The sequence below is a fragment of the Tenacibaculum sp. IB213877 genome, from assembly GCF_034043975.1.
Classification (GTDB): Bacteria; Bacteroidota; Bacteroidia; order Flavobacteriales; family Flavobacteriaceae; genus Polaribacter.
Map to the genome: position 1 here is coordinate 61,951 of NZ_JAXCHH010000010.1, position 25,072 is coordinate 87,022.

Genomic DNA, 25,072 nt, shown 5'->3' on the forward strand with positions numbered 1-25,072 from the left:
ACGTAAAGCGAAAAGAAAAACCCTTAAAAATAAGGGTTTTTTATGTTAAAATAAGAAGATGTTTTTTTAGATGCTTACTCACCAATTTTTTCACCCATTTTAACAAAAGTTTCCATTTTGTTTTGGGTGTTTTTTAATAGATCTTCATCAATTTTAAGTTTGTTTTTATCTATCAAAATAACAATGGTAGAACCACCAAAAGCAAAATACCCCATTTCCTCACCTTTTTTTATGGGTTCATTAGGAATGTAGGTAGAAAAAATACTCCCTACCATAGTGGCACCTACAGGAGCAATAATAACATCTCCTTTATCTTGTGTGGTAAGAGTGCAATATTCACGTTTGTTTTCACAGAAAACTCTGGTAAAGTTTGCTGCTAAAGCGTAGGGTGAAACGGATAGATAACTTCCTTTTATTTTTGTTGTTTCTGAAGGAACGCCGTCATACGGAAAATGATATCTGTGATAATCATTGGGTGCTAAACGTAAAATGATCATAGAGGCGTTTTCATATTTTTTAGCTAGTTCTTTATTATTTAAAAACTCTTCTAACGTAAATTCACGTCCTTTGATAAAGAAATTATGCACATCGTCTATGTTTTCAAAAGCAAGTAGTTTTCCGTCCCCCGGAGAAACAAAACCACTTTGTATAGGACGCGCATTAGGCTTTAATTTTCGATAGAAAAAATCATTAAAGGTTTGATATTCATGAGAAAGCTTTTCCGCTTCATTCATATCAATACCCAAAAGTTTTATAAAAGGTTCAATTCGTTTTTTTGACTTGACTTTATCCATCATTTTACCGTAATACGATGATAAAAACTTACGCTTTGCTAATGGTAATAGAGCCATTTTACCAAACGGATTGTTGTATAAAAGATTTAAAAACCCTTCTCCGGGTGGAGTTTCAGTTTTAATTTCTCCTGTTTTTCTATCGATGAATTTTATTTGCATTTACTCTTCTATACTATCAATTAAAATTTCTAACATGTCAATGGCAGCTTGTGCAATTTTAGTTCCAGGACCAAAAACTCCAACAGCTCCAGCATCAAATAAAAACTGATAATCTTGTGCAGGAATTACACCTCCAACAATAACCATAATATCTTCGCGACCGTAGTTTTTAAGTTCTTCAATTACTTGCGGAACAAGTGTTTTATGACCAGCCGCTAATGAGGAAATTCCTAAAATATGTACATCGTTTTCAATAGCTTGTTTTGCAGCTTCTTTTGGTGTTTGAAAAAGAGGCCCCATATCTACATCAAAACCCAAATCGGCATAACCGGTAGCTACTACTTTTGCTCCACGATCATGACCGTCTTGTCCTAACTTGGCAATCATAATTCGTGGACGGCGACCTTCTAACTCAGCAAATTTATCTGCTAACTCACTTGCCTTTTTAAATAATGAATCGTCTTTTATTTCTTTACTATACACGCCTGATATGGTTTTATGAACTGCTTTATGTCTACCAAAAACATCTTCTAAAGCATCAGAGATTTCACCTAAAGTGGCTCTATTTCTGGCTGCTTTTACTGCTAAATCTAATAAATTCCCATCACCTGATTTTGCACATTCTGTTAAATCTGCAATAGATTTTTCAACTTCAGCTTGATTTCTGTCTGATTTCAGATTATTTAAGCGAGTGATTTGTGATTGACGCACTGCTTTGTTATCAACTTCTAAAATATGTAACGGATCTTCTTGTTCTAATTGATATTTATTTACTCCTACAATTACATCTTGTCCGCTATCAATTTTAGCTTGTTTAATGGCAGCAGCTTCTTCAATACGCATTTTCGGAATTCCTTTTTCAATTGCTTTGGTCATTCCGCCTAATTCTTCAACTTCTTGAATCAATTCCCATGCTTTGTTAGCAATACTTTCAGTTAATTGTTCCACATAATAACTTCCTGCCCAAGGATCAACGGTCTTTGTTATGTTAGTTTCTTCCTGTAAATAAATTTGCGTGTTACGCGCAATACGAGCAGAAAAATCCGTAGGTAAAGCAATAGCTTCATCTAGTGCATTGGTATGTAAGCTTTGTGTGCCTCCAAACGCTGCAGCCATGGCTTCAATAGTAGTTCTAGCAACATTGTTAAACGGATCTTGTTCGGTTAAACTCCAACCACTAGTTTGACAGTGCGTGCGTAATGCTAATGATTTTTGGTTCTTCGGATTGAATTGTTTTACCAATTTTGCCCACAACATTCTGCCAGCACGCATTTTGGCAATTTCTTTAAAATGGTTCATTCCAATAGCCCAGAAAAAAGATAGGCGAGGAGCAAAAGTGTCAATATCCATTCCAGCTTCTAATCCTTTTTTGATGTATTCTAAACCATCGGCAAGAGTATATGCTAATTCAATTTCTGGAGTAGCTCCGGCTTCTTGCATATGATAACCAGAGATAGAAATTGAATTGAACTTTGGCATGTTTTCAGAAGTATATTTGAAAATATCAGCGATAATTTTCATAGACGGAGTAGGTGGGTAAATGTAAGTGTTACGCACCATAAATTCCTTTAAGATATCGTTTTGTATAGTTCCTGCAAGTTTATCAGGAGTTACGCCTTGTTCTTCAGCCGCGACAATATAAAATGCTAAAATGGGTAAAACTGCTCCGTTCATAGTCATGGAAACGGACATTTTATCCAACGGAATTTGATCGAACAAAACTTTCATATCTTCCACAGAATCAATGGCAACACCGGCTTTACCAACATCACCTTGAACGCGTTCGTGATCTGAATCGTAACCGCGATGCGTAGCTAAGTCAAATGCAACAGACAATCCTTTTTGTCCTGCAGCTAAGTTTCTTCTGTAAAAAGCATTGCTTTCTTCAGCAGTAGAAAAACCTGCATACTGACGAATAGTCCATGGACGACGAACGTACATTGTAGAGTAAGGTCCGCGTAAATTAGGAGCAATTCCAGCTATAAAATCTTCGTGTAGTTTACTTTCTACCTTTGATTTTTGATTTTTAGATAAACTAATATTTGATATATCTTTTCTACTCATTTTCTAAACGTTCTTGTTCAAGTTTTTCAGCTAATCTTCTTGGTATAATTGGAAGAATTATCGTTTTTTCAGTTCGAGGTCTTACAAAAGGAAATAATTCTAAATCGTTCTTCATAACATCATTTTCATTTGGGATTTTATTAGTTCCTAATAAAACCAACTCACCGCTGTCAAACTGTTCTTGTTCTTTTTGAGCAGATTCAGCAATTTTCTTTTGAATAATGCCTTCATTCAACTGTTTTAAAAATCCGCCACCTTGCTCAATTAACTTGAAAATTTCTAATGCTTTTTCACAAAGTTGTTCTGTGATTGCTTCTATGTAATATGCTCCGTCAGCAATATTTTGAGCTTCTGCCAACTCACTTTCTTGCTGTAAAATCAATAATTGATTGCGAGAAATTCTCTCACCAAATTCATTAGGTTTGTGAAAAATTTCATCATATGCAACATTTGATATTGTGTCTGCTCCCCCTAAAATAGCACTCATACATTCTGATGTAGTTCGCAACATGTTTACGTTGTAATCGTATAAGGTTTTATTGCGAAAACTTGGTTGCGTAAAAATATGAGTTGAGGTGTTTTTTACTCCGTATTGATTTAGGAGTGAAGTCCATAAAATACGAAAAGCACGAAGTTTTGCTATTTCAAAAAAGTAATTGCTTCCTACGGAAAAGTTAAAGTGGATTTTCTCAGCAACACTTTCTCCAAAATGATTTAAATATTCATTGGCATGTGCCAAAGCGTATGCCAATTGCTGAATACTATTCGCTCCTGCATTTTGATATATGGAACTACCCACTCTAATACAATTATCAGTTGAAGAAACTATTTTTTCTAACTGATTATAATCTTCTTTTGAATTTGAAAACCAATTTCCGGTTTTAGCAAGGTTTCCAATAATATCAATATTGAAAAAGCTGTTTTTAGAATTGATAAAATTTGAAATTTCTAACACAAAATCTGAAGATAAAAAGCCAAAATTAAAATAGATTTTGGTTGATGAAGTGTCAATGTTTTCAAGTACTTTTTTATAATTGAAAACTGAATTTGCATAAAACTCGATAGCAGTAGCTCCTCTTTGCAAAGCATCAATTGCTGATTGATTCGCAATTATTTCATCATCAATAAAAATAGATTGACAAATATTAAAACCGTTTTTGGAGAAATCAATTTCTTGATGTGTTTGGTCTTTTTTGGTGTAAAAAGGTTTTACAGTTATGCCTTCATTGGTTTTCCAAAGTAGGGTTTCATTGTAGTCTGCACCTTTTAAATCTACTTGAATTTTTTGTTTCCACTGCTTTGGAGAAACTTTATCAAACTCATCAAATAAATACTTGCTCATTATTTTTTTATGGTATCAAATTCAATAATAAAAATGTCTTCGTTTTCTCTTTTCATTAAATATTTCTCTCGAGCATAGCGTTCAAGCTCTAGAGAATCTTGTAATTTTTGAATGGTTTGCTTGTCTTGCGCTATTTTTTGCTTGTGATATTCAATCCAAGTTTCCAGTTCTTTAATCTCTTTGTTAAACTCTCTATGTGTTAGATAGGAGTTTTCATCTAAAAAAAGCATCCAAATAACAAAGCCTGTTAAAATTAGCAGATATATATTGGTTACAATTTTAAAGAAAGGTTTTTCTTTGAGAGATTTGAAATTCATATTATAAACGATCGCTAATTACTGTACGAACGATATCAATAGCTACAGTATTGTATCTGTCGTTCGGAATGATGATATCGGCAAAGTTTTTAGTTGGTTCAATAAATTCTTGATGCATGGGTTTTAATGTGTCTTTGTATCTATTCAAAACTTCGTCTATATCTCGTCCACGCTCAGTAATATCTCTTCTAATTCTTCTTATTAAACGTTCATCGGCATCTGCATGTACAAAAACTTTAATATCACACAAGTTACGTAATTCTTTGTTGTTAAATATTAAAATACCTTCAACAATAACTACTTTTCTTGGATGTGTAATAATGCTGTCTTTAGTTCTGTTATGAGTAACAAAAGAATATACAGGTTGCTCTATAATTTTATTTTCTTTTAATTCTGATAAATGTTGAACCAATAAATCAAAATCAATAGCTCTTGGATGATCAAAGTTTATTTTTGTTCTTTCTTCATACGTTAGATTATCGGTTGCTTTATAATAAGAATCTTGTGAAATTACACAGACTTCGTCTGGCGGTAGCTCATTAATAATTTGGTTTACAACTGTGGTTTTACCACTTCCGGTTCCACCTGCAATACCGATAATAAATATGTTTTTCATGATTTAAAATTATTGTTACAAATTTAGAAAATTTAAGGCATAAAAAAAGACATCATTTCTGATGTCTTGTTTTGTTTGAGCCGATAGAGGGACTCGAACCCACGACCTGCTGATTACAAATCAGCTGCTCTAGCCAGCTGAGCTATATCGGCTGTTGCTTTTTAAAGCGTGGCAAATATAAAACGTTTTTAAATACTGGCAAATATTTTTTAAAAAATTTGAGTTCTTTTTTTAGTAACTATAAAAGTAGTTTTTTTAAGCCCATCATAAGGTTGCGTTCTAAGATGTCATAACTTCCATCAGATAAGAATAATACTTTAATTTCATTGAATAAATTTTCAATTTCATCTTTTGTATATCCTAGATCAGCTAAAGTAGATTGAATTTTTTGAATACTTGTGTAATCATTGTCTTTTTCGAATTCTGTATGCATTTTTTTGTAGGTTACATCATCAATTTTTGATTTAATGATTTCTAATTCATCATCGGTTTCATCATAATCGGCATTCATGCAATAAATAAAAAGATACGCATGTAATTCCTTTTTTGTCCAATTTGTTGTAATAGTTTTCATAAAATATTGTTTTAAGGTTATTCAAATTTAAATAAGATAAATGCTTTATAACATGATTAATATCATAAAAAAATCTTAGAAAGTTTTAGAAATTTGTTGAAAACTAAAGAGATAAGTAATGAAAAAACGAGCGAGAGTTTCAACAATAATGACCAAAAATTTAATAACAGTTAATTATAATGATGATTTAACTACTGCCGAGGCTCTTTTTAAGGAGCATCACATAAGACATATTCCGGTGGTAAGTGGAGATACTATAATAGGTATGTTGAGTCATACAGATTTAATGCGAGTGAGTTATGCTGATAATTTGGAAGAGGTGGAGTTAGAAGTGGGTACAGTTGTAAATAGTTTATTTACTATAGAACAAGTTATGGCTAAGAAAGTGGTATGTGTATCTTCTGAGGCAACAATTAAAGAAGTTGCAGAAATTTTAGCAGAGCGTGAGTTTCATGCTTTGCCAGTAGTAGAGAATGAAAAGCTAGTGGGAATTGTAACAACAACCGATTTGATTAATTATTTGTTACAACAGTTTCACTAATTTAGTTTTTGGGTTAATAAAAAGGGAAGTTTGTAAACTTCCCTTTTTTATTATATTGTTCAGTTTTAAAAAATCAAATTTTAATGGTTAAAACAGGTATGTTTGAATGGTTTACAAGATCTTCAGAAATGCTTCCTTCAAAGAAATGAGATAATCCTTTACGACCATGTGTAGCCATGACAATTAAATCAATACTTTGCTGATGAGCATACTCTAGAATTCCTTTTTCAACAGTATAGTCAGAAGCATATACCACATCATTAAAAGTGATATCTGTTTCATTGGCTTTTGCTAAAAATTTAGCTACTTTTTCTCTCATTTCTTTTGAGCTTCTAAATTTTCCGTAAGGGGTATTTACATGTAAAAGATGTAGTTTACAATTTAATTTACCTAAAAACTCTTTTGCTTTTTGATAAGGAGCAATATCATCATCAGAAAAGTCACAACCAAATAGAGCCTTACTAAAATCAGTAACTACAGATTTTCCTTTTGTAACAAGTACTGGCACAGAAGAGTTTCTTACTACTTTTTCTGTATTAGAGCCTACGAAAATTTCTTTTAGTCCACTCACACCATGAGATCCCATAACTATTAAAGTGGCGTTTTCATCTCTAGCTAGTTCATTTAGCTCGCTAAAAATTTTATAATGTTTAACTATAGGGGTTACTTTTAATCCTTGTAAATAATCTTTATTTAAAAAGTCTTTAAATTTCTTTTCAGCAATTTTTAAATAAAAGGCAGTTTCTTCTTGTGCATAACTCTGAGATTGAGTTATGACTGCATTTGATAGCTCAAGCATATGAACAACCAAAATTTCTGAATTATGTTTTTTGGCTATGGATGCAGCCGTTTGTAATGCTTTTTCTGAATGGTCTGAGAAATCTACAGGGACAATAATTTTTTTCATGACATTGACTTTAAAATTGTACTATAAAATTACAACTTCTATAATCAACTAACATGATAAAAGTCATTTTTTAGAGCTCTGTAGATAGGTATTTTTGAAGTAAACTAAACAAAATTATGAAACAATTTTTTTTACCTATAGTATCATGGTCTAATGGCGCATTAATGATTGCAGTTTTTGCATTGGTATGTATAATACTTATTACTGCTGTTTTGTTTTTAATTATGGGTGGTAAAAGCAAAAAGTAATATTAATGGCATCCTTTAGCAGCTTCAGTTAATGTGCTAACATTAGTAGGTGGAGATAAAAAAGGGATGCCTAAGCCCAAACCTCTTAAAATAAATAGAATACCAATAAAAACAACTAGTATTGGTATTATTTGCTGAATTCTTTTTCTGAAAACTCCTGTGGCAAAGTTTCCTGCATATACTACTGCAGACATCAAGGGAATTGTTCCTAAGCCAAATAAAGCCATATATATACTTGCTTTTAAAGGTGTTGACATAGCAATGGCTCCGAGGATAGCCATATATACTAAACCGCAAGGTAAGAAACCATTTAGAAAACCAATCGTAAAAAAGGTATCGTTTCTTTTCTTTTTTAATTCTTTTCCTAAAGCAGATTTTAGTTTGATTACCATTCTGCTTAAAGAATCGGTTATTTTTATTTTTTTGAACAGACTTGGTAATATTATAGCCAATATCATTAAAGCACCAGTTATTATTGATACTTGCTGTTGAAATCCAAATAACTGAAATCCTTTTCCTAATAAACCGAATAAAAAACCAATAATTCCGTAAGATATTATTCTACCTAAATGATAACTGATAATTTGAAAGAATTGTTTTACTTGATTAGATCTATCAACAGGTAACATAAAAGCTATAGGTCCGCACATACCTATGCAATGAAAACTTCCTAGTAAACCAAATATGATAGCAGAAAGTAACATGTTAATAGATCAGTTCTTTAGTAACTAAATAGTCTTTATTTTTGTAGTTGAAACTTACTTCAATGTTCCAACGACCACCTAATAAGTTATTCTCAGGCACGAGCAAATATGGATTAGAGATTGATATAGGCAGTTCAAAATCTAACTTTTTATTAGATGGTCTATATAGGAACACTTTACCTTTTATTTCAGTAGGGTTAAAATTACTTGGAAATAAAACTTTTAAACCTTCATTGGTTTTAATCAATTCAACAGGATGCTCTAAGTTTTTTGCGTTTTTTATAGCATCAATATTTTTTTGATAGGATAACTCTTTTTGGTAATATTTTTCTGTTACCAAATCATGATCATAATTTTTGTCGGTTATCATGGTTACTACCATAAACATGATAAACCCTATAAATGCCATAATTGCAATTACTATGCCCGTGCCCCAGTTGAATTTCATAAGTTTTAATTTTAAATTATCTATAACTTCTTGGTCCTAAAAAGCTAGTGGTTGTGGTTTCTATAAGTTTATTACCACTATACACCCCAATCTTAATTTTCATTTTTTCTTTTGTTAATTGAGATTGATGGAGTTCAATAAATAATGAGCCTTCTGCTAATCCTTGTTTAGGAACTTCAAAGTTTTGATGTGTTACTGTTTCTATTTTTCCTTTGTGTGATAGTAATTTGTAGCTTACATCTTCTATTTCATCAACAGTTTTGTTAATGATTTTGTAAGAATACGCGTTACTAATTATTCCGTTTTCTTTATGTTGATATAATTGCCCTGGTAAACGTAATATTCTTGCTTCAACATCATTTCGTAAAAAGAGCATGCCTATTAAAACTCCAACTAAAATGAATAGCACTGCAGAATATCCTTTCATACGAGCTGTAAATTTGAAAGGTGTTTTCTTTTCAATATTATCTATGCTTGCGTAGCGAATCAATCCTTTTGGTAATCCTACTTTTTCCATCATAGTATCGCACTCATCAATACAAGCAGTACAGTTTATACACTCTAATTGTGTTCCGTTTCTAATATCTATGTTAGTAGGACAAACGTATACGCATTGTTTACAATCAATACAATCGCCTTTACCAGTGGTTGCCCTGTCCTCATCCTTTCTGAATTTAGCTCTACCAGTTTCTTTTTCACCTCGTACATAATCATAAGCCACTACGACCGATTGGTTGTCTAATAACACTCCTTGTAATCTACCATACGGACAAGCAATGATACATACTTGCTCTCTAAACCATGCAAAAATGAAATAGAAAACTCCGGTAAAAATTAATAAAGCAATAAATGTATTTAAGTGATTTAAGGGACCATCTGTGATATAACCTAATAATTCATCACTACCAATTATGTAGGCTAAAAAGATATTTGCTATAAAAAAGGAGATAATGAAAAAAGCTGTCCATTTGGTAATCCTCTTTCTAATTTTTTCAGCATTCCAAGGTTGTTTATCGAGTTTTATTTGTTTGTTTCGGTCGCCTTCAATCCAATATTCAATTTTTCTAAAAACCATTTCCATAAAAATGGTTTGCGGACAAATCCATCCGCAGAAAATACGACCAAAAACTACGGTAAATAAAGTGATAAATACCACTCCAATAATCATTGAAATTACCACTAAATGAAAATCTTGTGGCCAAAAAGGAAATCCGAAAATATTGAACTTACGTTCTAAAACGTTGAAAAGTAAAAACTGATTTCCGTTGATTTTAATAAATGGAGCCGAAAATAGTATAACTAATAAAAAGTAACTTACATACGATCTGTATTTATAGAAATTACCACTGGGTTTTTTAGGATACACCCAAGAACGTTTACCTTCTTCATTAATTGTACCAATACTGTCTCTAAACTTTTCATTCTTGGGTGTTTCCATAATCAACTATTAAAAACTAATTTCGGATATTGTTATTCTTCAGTTTGTGTTGTTGCTTGAGTTTCATTTTCTTCTGCGGGTTGTTCTGGAGTAGCTTCAGGTGCTGCACCTTCTTCTACCCATTTATCACCTTGTGGTGCTTTAGGAGCAGCAGGCGTAGTTCCTTGTAAAGACATTACGTAACTGGCTACTTTTTGAATATCGATTGGTTTCAGAGTTTTGTTCCAAGCCACCATTCCTTTTCCATCTCTACCACCGTTATAAATAGTGTGAAAAGCATTTTTAAATCCACCCCCTAAAATCCAGAATTCATCGGTTAGGTTAGGTCCAATACCTCCACCACCATCAGCGGCATGACATGCCACACAGTTTAAGTTAAATACTGCTTTTCCACGCGCTAAATCACTTTCTTCAGTTAATAAAGTAACATTGTTAATGTCAAAAGCATCGGGTGTTGCAGCTTTATACTTTGCTAATTCTATTTTAGCTTGCGCAACTTCTTTTTCATATTCTAATGCTTGATTATCTGCGCCGTAAATATGATATCTTACTAAATACACTACCGCAAAAACCATAGTTATATAGAAAAGATATAACCACCAAGGTGGAAGTGAGTTGTCTAACTCTTTAATTCCATCATAATTATGGTCTAATTCAATATCTGCTTCTTCTTCAATGGCACGAGCTTTCGTCCATTTATTTATAAGTTTTTTAGCCCACGCCCAATTGTCAACTTCTTCAAGAGAAATACCTAATTTTTCCATGGTAAGTTCTTCAGTTTTTTTAAGCGCAGTAACATTTAACCACTCTTTTAAAGCTACCACTAGTATTAAGGCAACTAAGGCAATCCATACTAATGGGTGCTCATATAAGCTAAAAGGATTTTCGTATGATCTGATAGCAGTGATAATTGCCCAAGAGGTAATACCTATAAAAGCAATATATGCTATTGATTGTATATATTTTTTCATTTTAGATACGTATTAATTGTCTAATGGTATTTGGCTAACTTCTTTTATATGCTCTTTTTTAGCTGTGAAAACCCACCAAAAAAGAATTAGAAAAAAGGAAAAGAATATAGTTAGTGAGATGATTGGGTATATTTCTATACCCACAATGCTCTCCATATGATTTTTAACAAATTTCAACATGATTTTTTAGTTTTTTGAACCTAGTTTATCTTGTACATCTTTCACTTTAATATCGGTACCTAAACGTTGTAAATAGGCAATTAAGGCAACTATTTCTCGATCTTTCATTTCAACAAACTCAATACCGTTTTCTGTTGCATATTGTTTGTCTTGCTCATAGGTTTTAGCAAAATCTGGATCGTTATATAAGCTCTCTTGAATTTTTGCACCTTGTGTATCCATACTTTGTTGAGCATTGGCAATTTCCTCATCAGAATAAGGAGACCCAAGAGTAACCATTGTTCTCATTTTATCTTCAGTACCCGATTTGTCAAGTTTATTTCTTAACAACCACTTGTATGATGGCATAATAGAACCAGGTGATGTACTTTGTGGATCGTACATGTGGTTTAAGTGCCAATTGTCATTATACTTACCACCAACTCTTAATAAATCAGGTCCGGTACGTTTACTACCCCATAAGAATGGATGGTCATAAACATATTCACCTGCTTTTGAGTATTCGCCATAACGCTCTACTTCACTACGGAAAGGACGAATCATTTGAGAGTGACAGCTCACACAACCTTCGCGTATATAAATATCTCTACCTTCAATTTCTAAAGGAGAATATGGTTGTACGCTTGAAATAGTTGGGATATTAGATTTTACTAAAATAGTTGGAATAATTTGCACCATTCCACCAATTAAGATAGCTATAGTTGCATAGATGGTTAATTTGATAGGTTTTCTTTCTAACCAAGTGTGCCAACCCTCATTACTTGTTCTGTATGATGGGACCGGAGTTAAAGCTGCTGCTTCAGCTAATTCATCAGTAACGGAACTACCTGCTTTAATAGTTTTAACAAGGTTGTATACCATTACTAATGCACCTAATATGTATAAACTACCCCCAATTGCACGCATCCAATACATTGGAATAATTTCTTGGACTGTTTCTAAGAAGTTACCATACGTCAATGTACCATCTGGATTAAATTGTTTCCACATGAATGCTTGTACAAAACCAGCAACATACATTGGCAAAGCATACATAATAATACCTAATGTACCAATCCAAAAATGGAAGTTTGCCAAACCAGTAGAGTGTAATTTGTTTTTGAACAATCTAGGAACTAACCAGTATAACATACCAAAGGTTAAGAAACCGTTCCAAGCTAGTGCTCCAACGTGTACGTGTGCAATAATCCAATCTGTAAAGTGAGCGATTGCGTTTACGTTTTTTAACGATAGCATTGGTCCTTCAAAAGTTGCCATACCATAACCGGTAATAGCTACTACCATGAATTTTAAAACAGGGTCAACTCTTACCTTATCCCAAGCACCACGCAAGGTTAATAATCCGTTGATCATACCTCCCCAAGACGGAGCGATTAACATTACAGAGAATACAACTCCTAAGTTTTGAGCCCAATCTGGTAACGCAGAATATAATAAGTGATGAGGTCCTGCCCAGATATAAATGAATATTAATGACCAGAAGTGAACAATCGATAACCTGTATGAATACACAGGTCTGTTAGCTGCTTTTGGTACGAAATAATACATCAATCCTAAGAAAGGAGTGGTTAAGAAAAATGCTACAGCATTATGTCCGTACCACCATTGTACCAAAGCATCTTGTACACCAGCATATACTGAATAACTCTTCATGCCAGATAATGACACTGGTAATTCTAAACTATTAAAAATGTGTAATACTGCAACTGTTACAAATGTTGCTAAGTAAAACCAGATAGCTACGTATAAGTGTCGTTGACGTCTTTTTAAAATGGTCCAAATCATGTTTACACCAAAAGCTACCCAAACTACTGCAATGGCAAGATCTATAGGCCATTCTAATTCAGCGTATTCTTTGGAAGTAGTGTATCCTAAAGGTAAGGTGATAGCTGCGGCAACGATAATAAGTTGCCACCCCCAAAAGTTTAAGTTACTTAAAAAATCATTAGCCATTCTTGTTTTTAACAAGCGTTGAAGTGAATAATAAACTCCGGCAAAAATTGCATTTCCTACAAAGGCAAAAATTACTGCATTTGTGTGTAGTGGGCGTAATCGACCAAAACTTAACCATGAAATTCCTTCAGTTAAATTCGGAAACAAGAACATGTAAGCTAGAAGTAACCCTACTGAAAAGCCAACAATTCCCCAAAGCATTGTAGCGTAAACGAATTTTTTTACGATTTTGTTATCGTAATAAAATTGTTGCATTTCCATATTGAATTGATTTTAGTTATTAATTAGTTAATTTTTCTCTTCTTTTATAAGTTCATCATCAAACAGCATTCTAACTGATGGAGTATAGGTGTCATCAAACTGACCCTTTTTTACAGAAATGATAAATACTATAAAAAACAGTACAGCTACTATAATGCTAATGGTAAGTAATAGATAGATTACGCTCATTTTTATTGCCTGATAATTACAACATCAAAAGTAGGTTTGCTTTACTGTTTAAAACATGATATTTGTCATGTTTGAATTTTTTATAAAAGAAAAAACTCGAGGCTAAAACCTCGAGTTTTTAAATCTTAAATAGTCATGGAAAAGAGTTTGGTTTCTGGTTTTTGTTTTTGGAGCCTTACATCAAAAGCCATACATATATTCCGAACAAAAGGTTTTGCTTTTTCTTCAACAATCAAGTGGTTATTGTTAATTTCTAATAGATGATCTTGTTTCATTTCTTTTAATAAATCAATAGACTGATCAAGGAAACCAAACGATTCATTTTTATCTTTCCAAGAAGTGGAAAAATGACACATAATATTTAAAATGTGTTTTCTAACAACTAAATCTTCCTCTGTTAAAACGTGTCCTCTAAATACAGGAATTTCTCCTGAATTTACCATTTGCTGATATTCTTTTACTGTTTTTACATTTTGAGCAAACCCATACCAAGAATCTGAAATTGCTGACATTCCTAAACCAATCATTAGTTGAGTTTTATTGGCAGTATAACCCATGAAATTTCTATGTAGGGTTTTGGTTTGAGTAGCTTCATACAAACTATCGGTTGGTAACGCAAAATGATCCATTCCAATTTCAACGTAGCCCAAATCTGCAAAAAGTTGCTTTCCAATTTCATAGAGTTCTCTCTTTTCTTCGTCTTTGGGTAAATCTTCTTCATTAAATCCACGTTGCCCAACACCTTTTACCCACGGAACATGAGCGTAACTGTAAAAAGAAATTCTATCAGGTTTTAATAATTTGGTTTTGTTAATGGTATCAATAACATTTTCTTTTGTTTGAAATGGAAGCCCGAAAATTAAATCGTGACTTACCGATGTATATCCAATTTCTCTTGCCCAATTCGTTACGTTTTCAACATTTTCAAAAGGCTGAATTCTATGAATGGCTTCTTGAACTTTTAGATCATAATCTTGTACGCCAAAGCTAACGCGTGTAAAACCTAAATTGAACAAAGTTTGTAAATGTTCTTTTGTGGTATTGTTTGGATGGCCTTCAAAACTAAACTCATGATTTGGATGTTTTTTAGCATTTGCTAATAATCCGTTGATTAGCTTCTGTAGATTTTCTGCTGAAAAGAAAGTAGGTGTGCCACCGCCCAAATGAATTTCTTTTATGATGGGTTTTTCATCAACCAGATCAATGTATAATTTCCATTCTTTTAAAAGAGTGTCGATATAATCTTCTTCTACTTCGTGGCGTTTGGTAATATGTTTATGGCACGCACAAAACGTACATAAACTCTCACAAAATGGTAAATGAATGTATAAGCTAATTCCTTCGGAAGTATTGCTTTCGTAAAACGATTTTTTAAAACTTTCAATCCATTTTTCTTTAGAAAAAGTGGTGCTGTCCCAATACGGAACGGTAGGGTAACTTGTATAACGCGGTCCCGGAACGTTGTATTTTTGTATAAGTGAACTCATGTTCTTGTTGTAATTTCTTGATTCTTTTGAGTTGGCTCTTAAGCTAATTCCAAAGCTATTTGTATCATTTCTTTAAAGGTTTGTTCTCGCTCATCAGCAGTGGTTCTTTCACCAGTAACCAAACTGTCGGAAATGGTTAAAATAGACAGTGCATTTACGTTGTGTTTAGCAGCAACGGTGTACAACCCGTTGGTTTCCATTTCAACACATAAAACTCCGTAATCTGCCCATTTTTTATAACTTTCAAATTCATCGGCATAAAATTCATCAGAACTTAGAATATTACCAGCTTTCAAAGGAATATTTTTCTTTTTAGCAGCCTCAACAGCTTTTTGAAATAACTCAAAACTGGCAGTAGGAGCGAAGTCAGCACCATTAAAACGAATAGTGTTTAACCCTGAGTTGGTTGAAGCTGCCATGGCAATAACTATATCTCTTATTTTCACATCTTTTTGATACGAACCAGCAGAGCCTACACGAATTAAATTTTTAACACCGTAATCATTAATTAATTCATGGCAATAAATTAATGAAGATGGAATTCCCATACCTGTTCCTTGTACCGATACTCTTTTACCTTTATACATTCCGGTATAACCTAACATTCCTCTCACTTCATTATAACAAACCGGATTTTCTAAAAAAGTTTCAGCAATCCATTTAGCACGCATTGGATCTCCGGGTAATAAAACGGTTTCGGCTATTTCTCCTTTTTTTGCTTCAATATGTACGCTCATAATTTTTTTGTAGTTTAATAATGAATTAGATTAGTATTGGTTTTTATCAGCAATACCAGTGGTTACCAATGCTACACCTGATGAGGTTCCAAGGCGAGTAACGCCCATTTCTATATATTTTAATGCGGTTTCTAAATCACGAATACCACCCGCAGCTTTTATTTGTGCTTCACCATCAACAATACTATTCATAATTGCAACATCTTCAAAAGTTGCTCCTCCGGTTCCAAATCCAGTTGAGGTTTTTACAAAATCGGCATTTGCGTTCAAGCATAGTTGACACGCTAATTCAATTTCTTTTTTAGTTAGGTAACAATTCTCTAAAATCACTTTTAAAACATTGTCACCAATAGCTTCTTTAATTTGTGCAATTTCTTGCTCAACATATTCATTGTCGCCAGATTTTAACATGCCTACATTGATTACCATGTCAATTTCATTGGCACCATTTTCAATACATTTTTTAGCTTCAAAAACTTTAGCTTCGGTACTCATGGCGCCTAACGGAAAACCGATAACAGCAGCTACTTTTACAGTAGTGTTTTTAAGTTGTTCTTTGGCTAGTGGAACGTAGCATCCGTTAACGCAAACTGCATAAAAATGATGTTGTGCTGCTTCATTGCAAAGTTGAATTATGTCTTGCTCAGTAGCAGTTGGTTTTAATAAAGTATGATCTATATAACGTTGAATTTTCATAAGTCTAATTAAGTTTTTTTCCGATTAGATTAGTGCTGATTGTAGTAAATACCACAATACTGATTGAACTTAAAGGCATCAAAATTGCTGCAACTACAGGAGTTAGCTGTCCAGTAACAGCAAAATATAAGCCAATAATATTATACACTAAAGATAGTAAAAAACAATATTTAACGATTCTAACAGCTTTTTTTGCAGCTACTATATAATTATCAATCTGGTTGAATTTTTGAGCATCTAAAATGGCATCGCAAGCAGGGGAGAAGACGTTGATGTTTTCTGATAAAGCAATTCCCACATTACTTTGTGCTAAAGCTCCAGCATCGTTCAATCCGTCTCCAATCATTCCAACGCTGAAATTTTCTTTTTGTAGTTGCGCTACATAATTTAATTTATCTTCTGATTTTTGATTGAAAAGAAGTTGTGTATTGTTTGGTAAAATATTGGTTAAATATTTTTTCTCTCCTTCGTTATCACCAGAAACGACAGCTAGTTTAAAGTGTTTTGAAAGTTTATCGAATAATTTTTTTACACCTTCTCTATAGCTATTTTTAAATACATACTTTCCTTTGTAAGTGTTGTTGATGCTTAGATGAACAGATGTATCTAAATTATTCACTTCATTAGCATTTGTAACAAAAGATGAAGAGCCTACTTTTATACGAGTATCTTGATAGTTACCTTCTAATCCTTTGCCAATGTGTTCTTGAAAATTTTCAACAGGTATTGCCGAAACTTCTTCTAATGAATTGTATAAATTTCTACTTAAAGGATGGTTAGAAGCTCTTAATAAGCTTTTTAAAATCGATTTTTCTTCGGATTTTATTTCTTTACCTTGATACTCAATATTGTTTTTAGCGTTAGTGGTTAGTGTACCGGTTTTATCAAAAATTAAATAGTTTAATTGGGCTAATTGCTCAACCACCAAGGCATTTTTAAGATAGAATTTTAGCTTACCAAAAATACGAAGCATATTTCCCATAGTAAAAGGCGCAGCTAATGCTATGGCACACGGACAAGCAATAATCAATACAGCTGTAAAAACATTCAATGCCTTGGATGCATCAACATACAGCCAAAAAGAAGTTGCAATTATAGCAATAGTTAACACAGCGATAGTAAAATGCTGACTAATACTATCGGTTAAATTTTTAAAAGTTGATGTTTTATCTTTTTGAAAAACATCGTTGCTCCATAATTGTGTTAGGTAGCTTTGAGAAACAGAATTTAACACTTCAATTTCAATAACATCACCCATTTGTTTTCCTCCGGCAAAAACTTTGTCTCCCGATTTTTTCGCAACTGGATCAGCTTCACCTGTGACAAAGCTATAGTCTATTTGTGCATTACCGTTGATTAGAATTCCGTCTGTTGGAATTAATTCCTGACTTCTAATCAATAATCTATCACCTTTTTCAACATCATAAATTTGTATGTTTTCTTCCGATTGATCTTTATTTATTTTTGTAACCGCAATTGGAAAGTACGATTTATAATCACGCTCAAACGATAAGAAGTTATAGGTTTTCTGCTGAAAGAATTTTCCGAGTAATAAAAAGAAAACCAATCCGGTTAAACTATCGAGAAAACCAGATCCTAGATCAAAAATAATTTCGGCTGAACTTCTGATAAATAAAACTGAAATCCCTAAGGCAATAGGTACATCAATATTTAAAATTTTATTTTTTAATCCTTTATAGGCCGATACAAAATAGTCTTGAGCAGCATAAAAAACTACAGGTAAAGAAAAAGCAAACATGATCCAACGAAAAACATGCTTGAACTTTTCTAGCCAAAATTCATTTACTTCAAAATACTCAGGAAATGACAGTAGCATTACATTTCCAAACGCAAATCCTGCAACGCCTAACTTGTAAATTAAGCTTCTATCAACTTTCTTTTTACCAACTTCATAATCTTCTAAACTGATATAAGGTTCGTATCCAATAGAACTTAACAGTAAAACAATATTTTTTAAGGAAGTTTTTTCAGAATTATAAGCAACTCTCACTGTTTTTTTTGGAAAATTAACCTGCGAGTTACTTACGTTATCATTGAGTTTATGTAGGTTTTCAAGTACCCAAATACAAGAGCTACAATGAATATGCGGAATGTAAAGCGTAGCTATTTGTGTGTTACCATCATCAAAATCTAGCAGTTTTTTTGCAATTTCTTCATTGTCTAAAAAATCATATTTCCCCTTAATTTCTTGTGGAACAGCTCCCGGATTGTTTTGGAAATCATAATAACAAGTCAACTCATTTTCTGCGAAAATCTCATACACAGTTTTACAGCCATTACAGCAGAAAAACTTGTCTTCTATTTGTATTGATTCATCATTACAATCGTTACCGCAATGATAACATTGTGTAGTTTTCATATTTACTCTTTTGCCTGTAACAAAAGTCACAAAAACTGTAAGTTTAAAATATGATATTTGTCATGTTATTCGATTTAACAATAGTTACTTTTGATAGTAGAAAGGCACAATAATATGGGTAAATGTGAACAATGTGGTATTCGGCAATTAAATGCTTTTAAAGAATTGACTAAGGATGAATTGATTCGTTTGTCATTATGTAAATCATCTAAAGAAATAAAAAAAGGAGAAGTTCTTTTTGATGAAGGAGAGCATATAAACGGTTTATATTGTGTGAGAAATGGTGTTTGTAAAGTTTCTAAAATGAGTGATAATGGTAAAGATCAAATTATCAACTTAATAAAAAAAGGAGATTTAATAGGGGAACGTAGTTTAATAAGTAATGAGTCTTCAAATTTAAAAGCGGTTGCTTTAAACGATGTTGAGGTGTGTTTTATACCCAAAGAAGAAGTGATAAAAAATCTTCAAAGAAATCCGAATTTTACTATGGGTATGATGCAGAAATTAGCATTGTCTTTAAAAAATGCAGATAATATTATTGTTGATATGGCCCAAAAAACTGTAAAACAGCGATTAGCAGTAACATTATTATACCTGCATGAGAATTTTAAAACAGAAGAAGGAATAAACTCTATTCATCTCACCCGAGAAGATATAGCTAATATTATTGGTACTGCAACTGAGTCAGCAATCAGATTGTTATCTGAATTCAAGAAAAACAACCTGATTGATTTAAAAGGAAAAGAAATTTTTGTGTTGAATATACCAAAATTAAAAATTTTAGCTGAGGGTTTATAAAAGTTAAGTCGGGATGAGAGGATTCGAACCTCCGATCTCTGGTCCCCCAGACCAGCACTTTAACCGGACTAAGCTACATCCCGAGTGAAGGCAAATATAAAAAAAGCTCTGAAAAAAATGGATTTAAAATTTTAAAATTAAAATTTGTGTTTCCATTCAGAGGAAAACAAATTTGTTAATAAAATTACCGCCATGAATTTCAACAACATTATTATGCTAATTTTTAGCGTTTGTTCCAAACAAGTTGTTTTCTTAAAACTACTAATTTTAAGAATTATTTAAAGCTTTTTTGTAAGTAGATAAACAACGTTCTCTGGCAAAGCTATGGTCAACCATAGGTTCTGGATATGTTAGCTCTTGAAACTCTGGAACCCATTTTTTGATATATTGTAAATCTTTATCAAACTTTTTTATTTGGGTAGTAGGATTAAAAATTCTGAAGTAAGGAGCAGCATCTACGCCGCTACCTGCTACCCACTGCCAGTTTCCTATATTGCTTGCTAATTCAAAATCTAGAAGTTTTTCTGCAAAATAGGCTTCACCCCAACGCCAATCTATAAGTAAATGTTTACATAAAAAACTACCTACTAACATTCGTACTCGGTTATGCATATAGCCGGTGCTGTTAAGTTGACGCATTCCGGCATCTACTAATGGATATCCGGTTTTTCCATGTTTCCATTTTTCAAACTCCTTTTCATTATTCCTCCATTTTATATGATCGTATTCGGGTTTGAACGCTTCAGTAACCGTTTTAGGAAAATGCCACAGGATTTGCATAAAAAACTCTCGCCAAATAAGCTCTTTTAAAAAAGTATTGTTTTTACTTTTTTGAGCGTTATCAACAGCTTTTCTAACAGAAATAGTTCCAAAACGAAGGTGGGGTCCTATATGAGAAGTTCCGTTTATAGCTGGGAAATCTCGGGTTTCCTCATAATTTTCTATTAAATGAGAGTTGATATTAAAATTGGGGATTTTGATGTTTGATTCTTGGAAACCGATTTCCTCTAACGATAAGAGTTGTGGTTTTTCAACTAAAGCTAAATTTTTTAATAAATTTTCTGAAGAATAAAAAGTAGGTTTTTGTTTGTTAAAAATAGATAACCATTTTTTTGAATAAGGAGTGTATACTCTGTACGGTGTTCCATCATCTTTTACAACTTCTTTTTTTTCAAAAATTACCTGATCTTTATATGAATAAAATTCAATACTTTGAGAGTTTAAAAAATTTTCAATTTCTTTATCTCTTTTATAAGCATACGGTTCATAGTCTTTATTGGTGTAAACAGCATTTATTTTAAACTTTTTGGTAAGAGTTTGAAAAACTTCTTTAGGAGTACCATGGTGTGTGGTTAAACCGCTATTATGTTTTAGTAAGACCGAATTAATTTTTAAAAGCTGTTGATGAATAAAACCTACTCGAGCATCGTTTTTTGGAAGTTGTTCTAAAATATTTTTATCAAAAATAAATATAGGTAGTATTTTACTGTCTGATTGTAAAGCCTTAAACAAACCATGGTTGTCTTCTAGTCTTAAATCACGACGAAACCAAAAAATAGATATACTATCCATTATATTCTCCAAAAAGTTCAATTAATTTGTTTTTACGGTATTCGAAAATTTCTTCCAATTTAGGTTTTACTAATATTGGATGTATGATTTGTCCAAGAATACCTAAGGGAAGTTTGTAATCAATAATATCTTCCATTTCAACACCTCCATCAATTGGTTTTATAAAGTGTTTGTGATGCCAAAGCGAGTATGGGCCAAAACGCTGCTCATCAACAAAATAGTTTTTATCAACTACGTGTGTGATTTCTGTAACCCATTTTGTTTTTATACCTAAAACAGGAGTAACTATATATTGAATTATTTGACCAGGATACATTTTTCGTTCTGCTCCAGATAAAATGTTAAACCCCATATAGTTTGGAGTAATAACTTTTAAATTCTTAGGGTCAGATAAAAAATCCCAAGCTTTATCAACACTAATTGGTAATTTTTGTTTCTTATGTAGTTGGTAAATTTTCATTAGTTGTAAATTAAGATGTAGAAATTTAGAGATATTGCTATAGCAAGCCAAATAATGTATGGGGCTAATAAAAATCGTAGTTTTTTTACTTCATTTTTAAAATTTAAAAAAAAGTATAAGATAGTAGCAAAAAGAAAAAAGAGTATAAATAAACCAGCTAATATTAAATGTTGATTAAAAAAAATGTAGTTCCAACTAATATTTAATATTATTTGTAAGGCATAAATTACATAAGTTTTTTTTGAAGAATTTTTATTAAATAAATGTGATGAATACAAAGAGAAGCAAATCATTATACACACCCAAGTGGTTCCAAAAACCCAACCAGGTGGTGTCCATGGTGCTTTGTTTAAGCTTAAATACCACTTTTGTTGAGGACCATTATCCATTAATACAGTCCCAATATATAAACACAAAAGGTTTATTACTAAAAATAGAAAGAAAAGCTTACCTTTTTTAGTAAACATTTATTGTAAGTATTTGGTAATTTTTTTACTTTGAGGTTTGGTAATTGAGTACCAATAATCTATTAAATTACCATTTTCATCTACCAAATATTTTTGAAAATTCCACTTTACTGATGAGTTTTTGTTACCATTTAAATCTTTATCAGTTAAAAATTTATACAATGGATGTTGATTGTCTCCTTTTACATCAACTTTTTCGGTAATAGGAAATGTTACTCCATAATTAACCTGACAAAATTCTTGTATTTCAGAGGAAGTTCCGGGTTCTTGTCCTCCAAATTGATTGCATGGAACACCAATAACCACAAGTTTTTCACTATATTCATCAGAAAGCTTTTGTAAACCTTCATATTGAGGAGTAAAACCACATTTAGAAGCCACGTTTACAAATAAAATTTTCTTTCCTTGATAATCAGAAAAATTTATTTCTTTACCTTGTAAAGTGTTAATTTTTACATTGTATACAGACATATTAGTGGTGTTTTTATTGGTTTGTGATTTACAAGAGTAAAGAGATAATATTAAAAACGGTAGTACATATAAAGTTTTCATATAGCAAGGGTTTATATCATTGAAATCAAATGATATATAGTTACAGTTACTTTTTAAAGTAGAGTACGGTTTACTTTACTCTTTTGTTTTAAAAAAATTACTTAAGTTTTTGATGAAGAAGTAAAGAAAAATTTAGTTAACAAAAATTCTTTACTTCCTCTAACAATACTTAATTTTTTCAAAATTTATTCTGTTAATGGTTTTCCTTTTAATCTTTTTTCTATTCGCTGCTTAATAGCAGTAAGACGTTTCATAATATCCATTATTTCATTGTCTTTTGTTTTTTTATAAACCTCGTTTAAAGATAAAATCAAATCTTTAGCTTCTCTTGAAGCTAAAATTCGATCGCTAGTGGTTGGAAATTTTAACTTTCTATTTTCAAATTCAAGGGCTTTTTCAATGATTGACATAATTCTATTAAATTAAATTCAACAATTTCACTTATTTTCTAAACTAATAGTTAGTTAGGTTTTTTGCTATTTAAAAATGGGGATTTGCAAATGTAGGGGAATGGATTAATTTTTTTTGCAAACAACCATAAATTTCAATAATCTACTTATTGATTTTTTCTATGTATATTGATTGTATAACAATCAAAAGTTTTAAGAATGTAGGGTAGAGTTTTAAGGAAAAATTTACTACTGATAAAAATCAACAGTAAATCAAATATATAAAAACTTTTTACATTATTCATAATATATTAAGATTTTGATGTTATTTTTTTGTTAATTCATTAATTAATCCGCTAAAAACAAATCCATGAAAAGGAAAAACCGTATACCAGTACATTCTGCCTAACAAACCTTTAGGTCTAAAAACGGCTCTTTGGTATAGTCTGTTCTTTACAATTTTAAACTCTAACCAAGCTTCACCGGGTAATTTCATTTCAGCAAAGAGTAACAATCTCATTTCTGTTTTATTTGCATATAAAACTCTCCAAAAATCTAAAGGATCTCCTGCTTCTAGATAATTTGAGTGTGTTCTTCCTCTTCTTAATCCAACACCTCCAAATACTTTATCAATAATTCCTCTTATTTTCCATAACCAATTAAATTTGTACCAACCGTTTTCTCCACCAATTGACCAAATTTTTGTTAGTGTATAATTTAGGTCGTTAACTTCTCTAAACCTTACATCTTTATAACAGCCAAATTGAGGTAGCTGAATGTGCTTGGATAATTGATCTTTAAATACACCACTGCTTATAGCATCTTTCCAACTTGATATAACTTCACTTTGTTCAATTTTTTGAAATGCTAATGATACTGCTTCCTTATAGGAAATGGGCTCAATATTTAAAATATAGTTAATGTTGCTTTTTTTACCTATAACTTCCACTTTAAGACTGTCTACTAAAGTTTGGGCTAATTTAAAAGTAGTTGAGGTGACAAAATATAGCCAATATGAAGATAATCGGGGAGATAAAATTGGAAGCGTTATAATATGCCGTTTTAAATTTCTTACTTCAGCAAATTGTAACAGCATTTGTTTATAGGTTAAAACTTCTGGCCCCACAATATCATAATACTTATTGTATAGATTTTCCTTTAATAAAGCGTTTGTTAAAAAGCTAATAACATCTCTTATTGCTATGGGTTGTGTTTTGGTATTTAACCATTTAGGAGCCACCATAATGGGAAGCTTTTCAACAATATCTCTAATTATTTCAAAAGAAGAACTACCGCTACCTACTATTATTCCAGCTCTGAAGGTGGTAAGGGCATACTTTTTTGAAGCTAATGTTTTCTCAACATTTAACCTTGAACGTAAATGTGTTGACAAGATATTATCATTTACAATACCACTTAAGTAAATAACTTGTTGGCAAGTTGTTTTTTCAACTAAAGCTTTAAAATTATATGCACATTGTATTTCTTTAGCTTCAAAATTTCCTTTTGAAGAAGTCATGGAATGAATTAGATAATAAGCTACATCTATATCTTTTGGAAATTGAATATTAGAAGTGTTTAAAAAATCAACTTTTAAGAACGCGATATTACCTAAACTTTGAATTTCATCGGGTATCCTGTTTAAATCTCTAACACAGCAGGTTAATTCATGCTTTTCTTCATGAAGCTTTATGATTAAGCGTTTTGCTATATAACCAGTTGTACCTGTGATAAGAATTTTCATCTAAAACAATAGTTGTTTAACAAATATAATAAAAAATTAAACAAAATTAATTTAGATTTCAAATTGAACAATGAATAAAAAAAC

The 25,072-nt window shown here is 31.8% G+C and carries 27 protein-coding genes and 2 tRNA genes; 3 read left to right on the forward strand and 26 right to left on the reverse strand.

Translation table 11 applies throughout. From position 1 onward, the window contains the following. Window positions 1-74: 74 nt before the first annotated feature. The 7 genes from SLH33_RS11345 to SLH33_RS11375 form a co-directional block, all read right to left on the reverse strand. Window positions 75-953 (reverse strand): phosphatidylserine decarboxylase, encoded by an 879-nt coding sequence (locus SLH33_RS11345; protein ID WP_320419224.1) that lies wholly within the window; start codon window positions 951-953, stop codon window positions 75-77. Continuing rightward, window positions 954-3,017, reverse strand: coding sequence for a methylmalonyl-CoA mutase (gene scpA, locus SLH33_RS11350; protein ID WP_320419225.1), 2,064 nt, complete (start codon window positions 3,015-3,017; stop codon window positions 954-956). Further along, window positions 3,010-4,359, reverse strand: a complete 1,350-nt coding sequence (locus tag SLH33_RS11355) for a methylmalonyl-CoA mutase subunit beta (RefSeq protein WP_320419226.1) — start codon at window positions 4,357-4,359, stop codon at window positions 3,010-3,012. Before SLH33_RS11355 ends, scpA begins: the two co-directional genes overlap by 8 nt. Beyond that, on the reverse strand, window positions 4,359-4,676 hold the full coding sequence (locus tag SLH33_RS11360) for an FtsB family cell division protein (protein WP_320419227.1): 318 nt from the start codon (window positions 4,674-4,676) through the stop codon (window positions 4,359-4,361). Before SLH33_RS11360 ends, SLH33_RS11355 begins: the two co-directional genes overlap by 1 nt. A 1-nt stretch (window position 4,677) precedes the next feature. Next, window positions 4,678-5,283, reverse strand: a complete 606-nt coding sequence (gene udk, locus SLH33_RS11365) for a uridine kinase (protein ID WP_320419268.1) — start codon at window positions 5,281-5,283, stop codon at window positions 4,678-4,680. 87 nt (window positions 5,284-5,370) lie between these two features. Then, window positions 5,371-5,444: transfer RNA gene (locus tag SLH33_RS11370), tRNA-Thr, on the reverse strand. An 86-nt stretch (window positions 5,445-5,530) separates the two neighbouring features. Then, window positions 5,531-5,866, reverse strand: a complete 336-nt coding sequence (locus SLH33_RS11375; RefSeq protein WP_320419228.1) for a hypothetical protein — start codon at window positions 5,864-5,866, stop codon at window positions 5,531-5,533. A 118-nt stretch (window positions 5,867-5,984) separates the two neighbouring features. Between SLH33_RS11375 and SLH33_RS11380 the strand changes: the two genes are divergently transcribed. Next, window positions 5,985-6,407, forward strand: a complete 423-nt coding sequence (locus SLH33_RS11380) for a CBS domain-containing protein (protein WP_320419229.1) — start codon at window positions 5,985-5,987, stop codon at window positions 6,405-6,407. 73 nt (window positions 6,408-6,480) lie between these two features. Here SLH33_RS11380 and SLH33_RS11385 read toward each other — a convergent pair whose 3' ends face one another. After that, a complete protein-coding gene (locus tag SLH33_RS11385) occupies window positions 6,481-7,314 on the reverse strand; it encodes a universal stress protein (RefSeq protein WP_320419230.1) in 834 nt (277 codons plus the stop codon). Window positions 7,315-7,430: 116 nt separating this feature from the next. On the opposite strand from SLH33_RS11385, the gene SLH33_RS11390 reads away from it, so the two are divergent. Next, window positions 7,431-7,562, forward strand: coding sequence for a hypothetical protein (locus tag SLH33_RS11390; protein ID WP_320419231.1), 132 nt, complete (start codon window positions 7,431-7,433; stop codon window positions 7,560-7,562). 2 nt (window positions 7,563-7,564) lie between these two features. Here SLH33_RS11390 and SLH33_RS11395 read toward each other — a convergent pair whose 3' ends face one another. The 11 genes from SLH33_RS11395 to SLH33_RS11445 all read right to left on the reverse strand — a co-directional run bounded on the left by SLH33_RS11395 (window position 7,565) and on the right by SLH33_RS11445 (window position 19,006). Beyond that, window positions 7,565-8,266, reverse strand: coding sequence for a sulfite exporter TauE/SafE family protein (locus SLH33_RS11395; protein WP_320419232.1), 702 nt, complete (start codon window positions 8,264-8,266; stop codon window positions 7,565-7,567). A 1-nt stretch (window position 8,267) separates the two neighbouring features. Then, window positions 8,268-8,714 carry a FixH family protein gene (locus SLH33_RS11400; RefSeq protein WP_320419233.1) on the reverse strand — a complete coding sequence of 149 codons (447 nt, stop codon included), beginning with the start codon at window positions 8,712-8,714 and terminating at the stop codon, window positions 8,268-8,270. A 16-nt stretch (window positions 8,715-8,730) separates the two neighbouring features. After that, the gene (gene ccoG / locus SLH33_RS11405) at window positions 8,731-10,152 is read right to left on the reverse strand and encodes a cytochrome c oxidase accessory protein CcoG (protein WP_320419234.1); all 1,422 of its coding nucleotides are present in this window, start codon (window positions 10,150-10,152) and stop codon (window positions 8,731-8,733) included. 32 nt (window positions 10,153-10,184) lie between these two features. Further along, the gene (locus tag SLH33_RS11410) at window positions 10,185-11,123 is read right to left on the reverse strand and encodes a cbb3-type cytochrome c oxidase N-terminal domain-containing protein (protein ID WP_320419235.1); all 939 of its coding nucleotides are present in this window, start codon (window positions 11,121-11,123) and stop codon (window positions 10,185-10,187) included. A 12-nt stretch (window positions 11,124-11,135) separates the two neighbouring features. Beyond that, entirely contained in the window at window positions 11,136-11,303 is a 168-nt protein-coding gene (locus SLH33_RS11415) for a CcoQ/FixQ family Cbb3-type cytochrome c oxidase assembly chaperone (RefSeq protein ID WP_320419236.1), read from the reverse strand. A 6-nt stretch (window positions 11,304-11,309) separates the two neighbouring features. Continuing rightward, window positions 11,310-13,517 carry a cytochrome-c oxidase, cbb3-type subunit I gene (gene ccoN / locus SLH33_RS11420; RefSeq protein WP_320419237.1) on the reverse strand — a complete coding sequence of 736 codons (2,208 nt, stop codon included), beginning with the start codon at window positions 13,515-13,517 and terminating at the stop codon, window positions 11,310-11,312. A 27-nt stretch (window positions 13,518-13,544) separates the two neighbouring features. Further along, window positions 13,545-13,706 (reverse strand): cbb3-type cytochrome oxidase assembly protein CcoS, encoded by a 162-nt coding sequence (gene ccoS / locus SLH33_RS11425; protein ID WP_320419238.1) that lies wholly within the window; start codon window positions 13,704-13,706, stop codon window positions 13,545-13,547. A gap of 125 nt (window positions 13,707-13,831) precedes the next feature. Then, window positions 13,832-15,193, reverse strand: coding sequence for an oxygen-independent coproporphyrinogen III oxidase (gene hemN, locus SLH33_RS11430; protein WP_320419239.1), 1,362 nt, complete (start codon window positions 15,191-15,193; stop codon window positions 13,832-13,834). 38 nt (window positions 15,194-15,231) lie between these two features. Beyond that, window positions 15,232-15,930, reverse strand: coding sequence for a purine-nucleoside phosphorylase (gene deoD / locus SLH33_RS11435; protein WP_320419240.1), 699 nt, complete (start codon window positions 15,928-15,930; stop codon window positions 15,232-15,234). 30 nt (window positions 15,931-15,960) lie between these two features. Further along, entirely contained in the window at window positions 15,961-16,626 is a 666-nt protein-coding gene (deoC, locus tag SLH33_RS11440) for a deoxyribose-phosphate aldolase (protein WP_320419241.1), read from the reverse strand. A gap of 4 nt (window positions 16,627-16,630) precedes the next feature. Then, entirely contained in the window at window positions 16,631-19,006 is a 2,376-nt protein-coding gene (locus SLH33_RS11445; RefSeq protein WP_320419242.1) for a heavy metal translocating P-type ATPase, read from the reverse strand. A gap of 114 nt (window positions 19,007-19,120) precedes the next feature. On the opposite strand from SLH33_RS11445, the gene SLH33_RS11450 reads away from it, so the two are divergent. Further along, window positions 19,121-19,804 (forward strand): Crp/Fnr family transcriptional regulator, encoded by a 684-nt coding sequence (locus SLH33_RS11450; RefSeq protein WP_320419243.1) that lies wholly within the window; start codon window positions 19,121-19,123, stop codon window positions 19,802-19,804. An 8-nt stretch (window positions 19,805-19,812) separates the two neighbouring features. Here SLH33_RS11450 and SLH33_RS11455 read toward each other — a convergent pair. The 7 genes from SLH33_RS11455 to SLH33_RS11485 all read right to left on the reverse strand — a co-directional run bounded on the left by SLH33_RS11455 (window position 19,813) and on the right by SLH33_RS11485 (window position 24,988). Then, window positions 19,813-19,887: transfer RNA gene (locus SLH33_RS11455), tRNA-Pro, on the reverse strand. A gap of 184 nt (window positions 19,888-20,071) precedes the next feature. Further along, window positions 20,072-21,379, reverse strand: coding sequence for a deoxyribodipyrimidine photo-lyase (locus tag SLH33_RS11460; protein ID WP_320419270.1), 1,308 nt, complete (start codon window positions 21,377-21,379; stop codon window positions 20,072-20,074). After that, complete coding sequence (locus SLH33_RS11465; RefSeq protein ID WP_320419244.1) at window positions 21,369-21,836, reverse strand: SRPBCC family protein; 468 nt, start codon at window positions 21,834-21,836, stop codon at window positions 21,369-21,371. Before SLH33_RS11465 ends, SLH33_RS11460 begins: the two co-directional genes overlap by 11 nt. Beyond that, window positions 21,836-22,303 (reverse strand): TspO/MBR family protein, encoded by a 468-nt coding sequence (locus SLH33_RS11470; RefSeq protein ID WP_320419245.1) that lies wholly within the window; start codon window positions 22,301-22,303, stop codon window positions 21,836-21,838. The genes SLH33_RS11465 and SLH33_RS11470 overlap by 1 nt, the downstream gene beginning before the upstream one ends. After that, window positions 22,304-22,855: a glutathione peroxidase gene (locus SLH33_RS11475; protein WP_320419246.1), complete on the reverse strand. Its 552-nt coding sequence runs from the start codon at window positions 22,853-22,855 to the stop codon at window positions 22,304-22,306. It abuts the gene before it with no gap. Between the two features lie 185 nt (window positions 22,856-23,040). Beyond that, window positions 23,041-23,265, reverse strand: a complete 225-nt coding sequence (locus SLH33_RS11480) for a hypothetical protein (protein WP_320419247.1) — start codon at window positions 23,263-23,265, stop codon at window positions 23,041-23,043. A 304-nt stretch (window positions 23,266-23,569) separates the two neighbouring features. Beyond that, the gene (locus SLH33_RS11485; protein ID WP_320419248.1) at window positions 23,570-24,988 is read right to left on the reverse strand and encodes an SDR family oxidoreductase; all 1,419 of its coding nucleotides are present in this window, start codon (window positions 24,986-24,988) and stop codon (window positions 23,570-23,572) included. Between the last annotated feature and the right edge of the window lie 84 nt (window positions 24,989-25,072).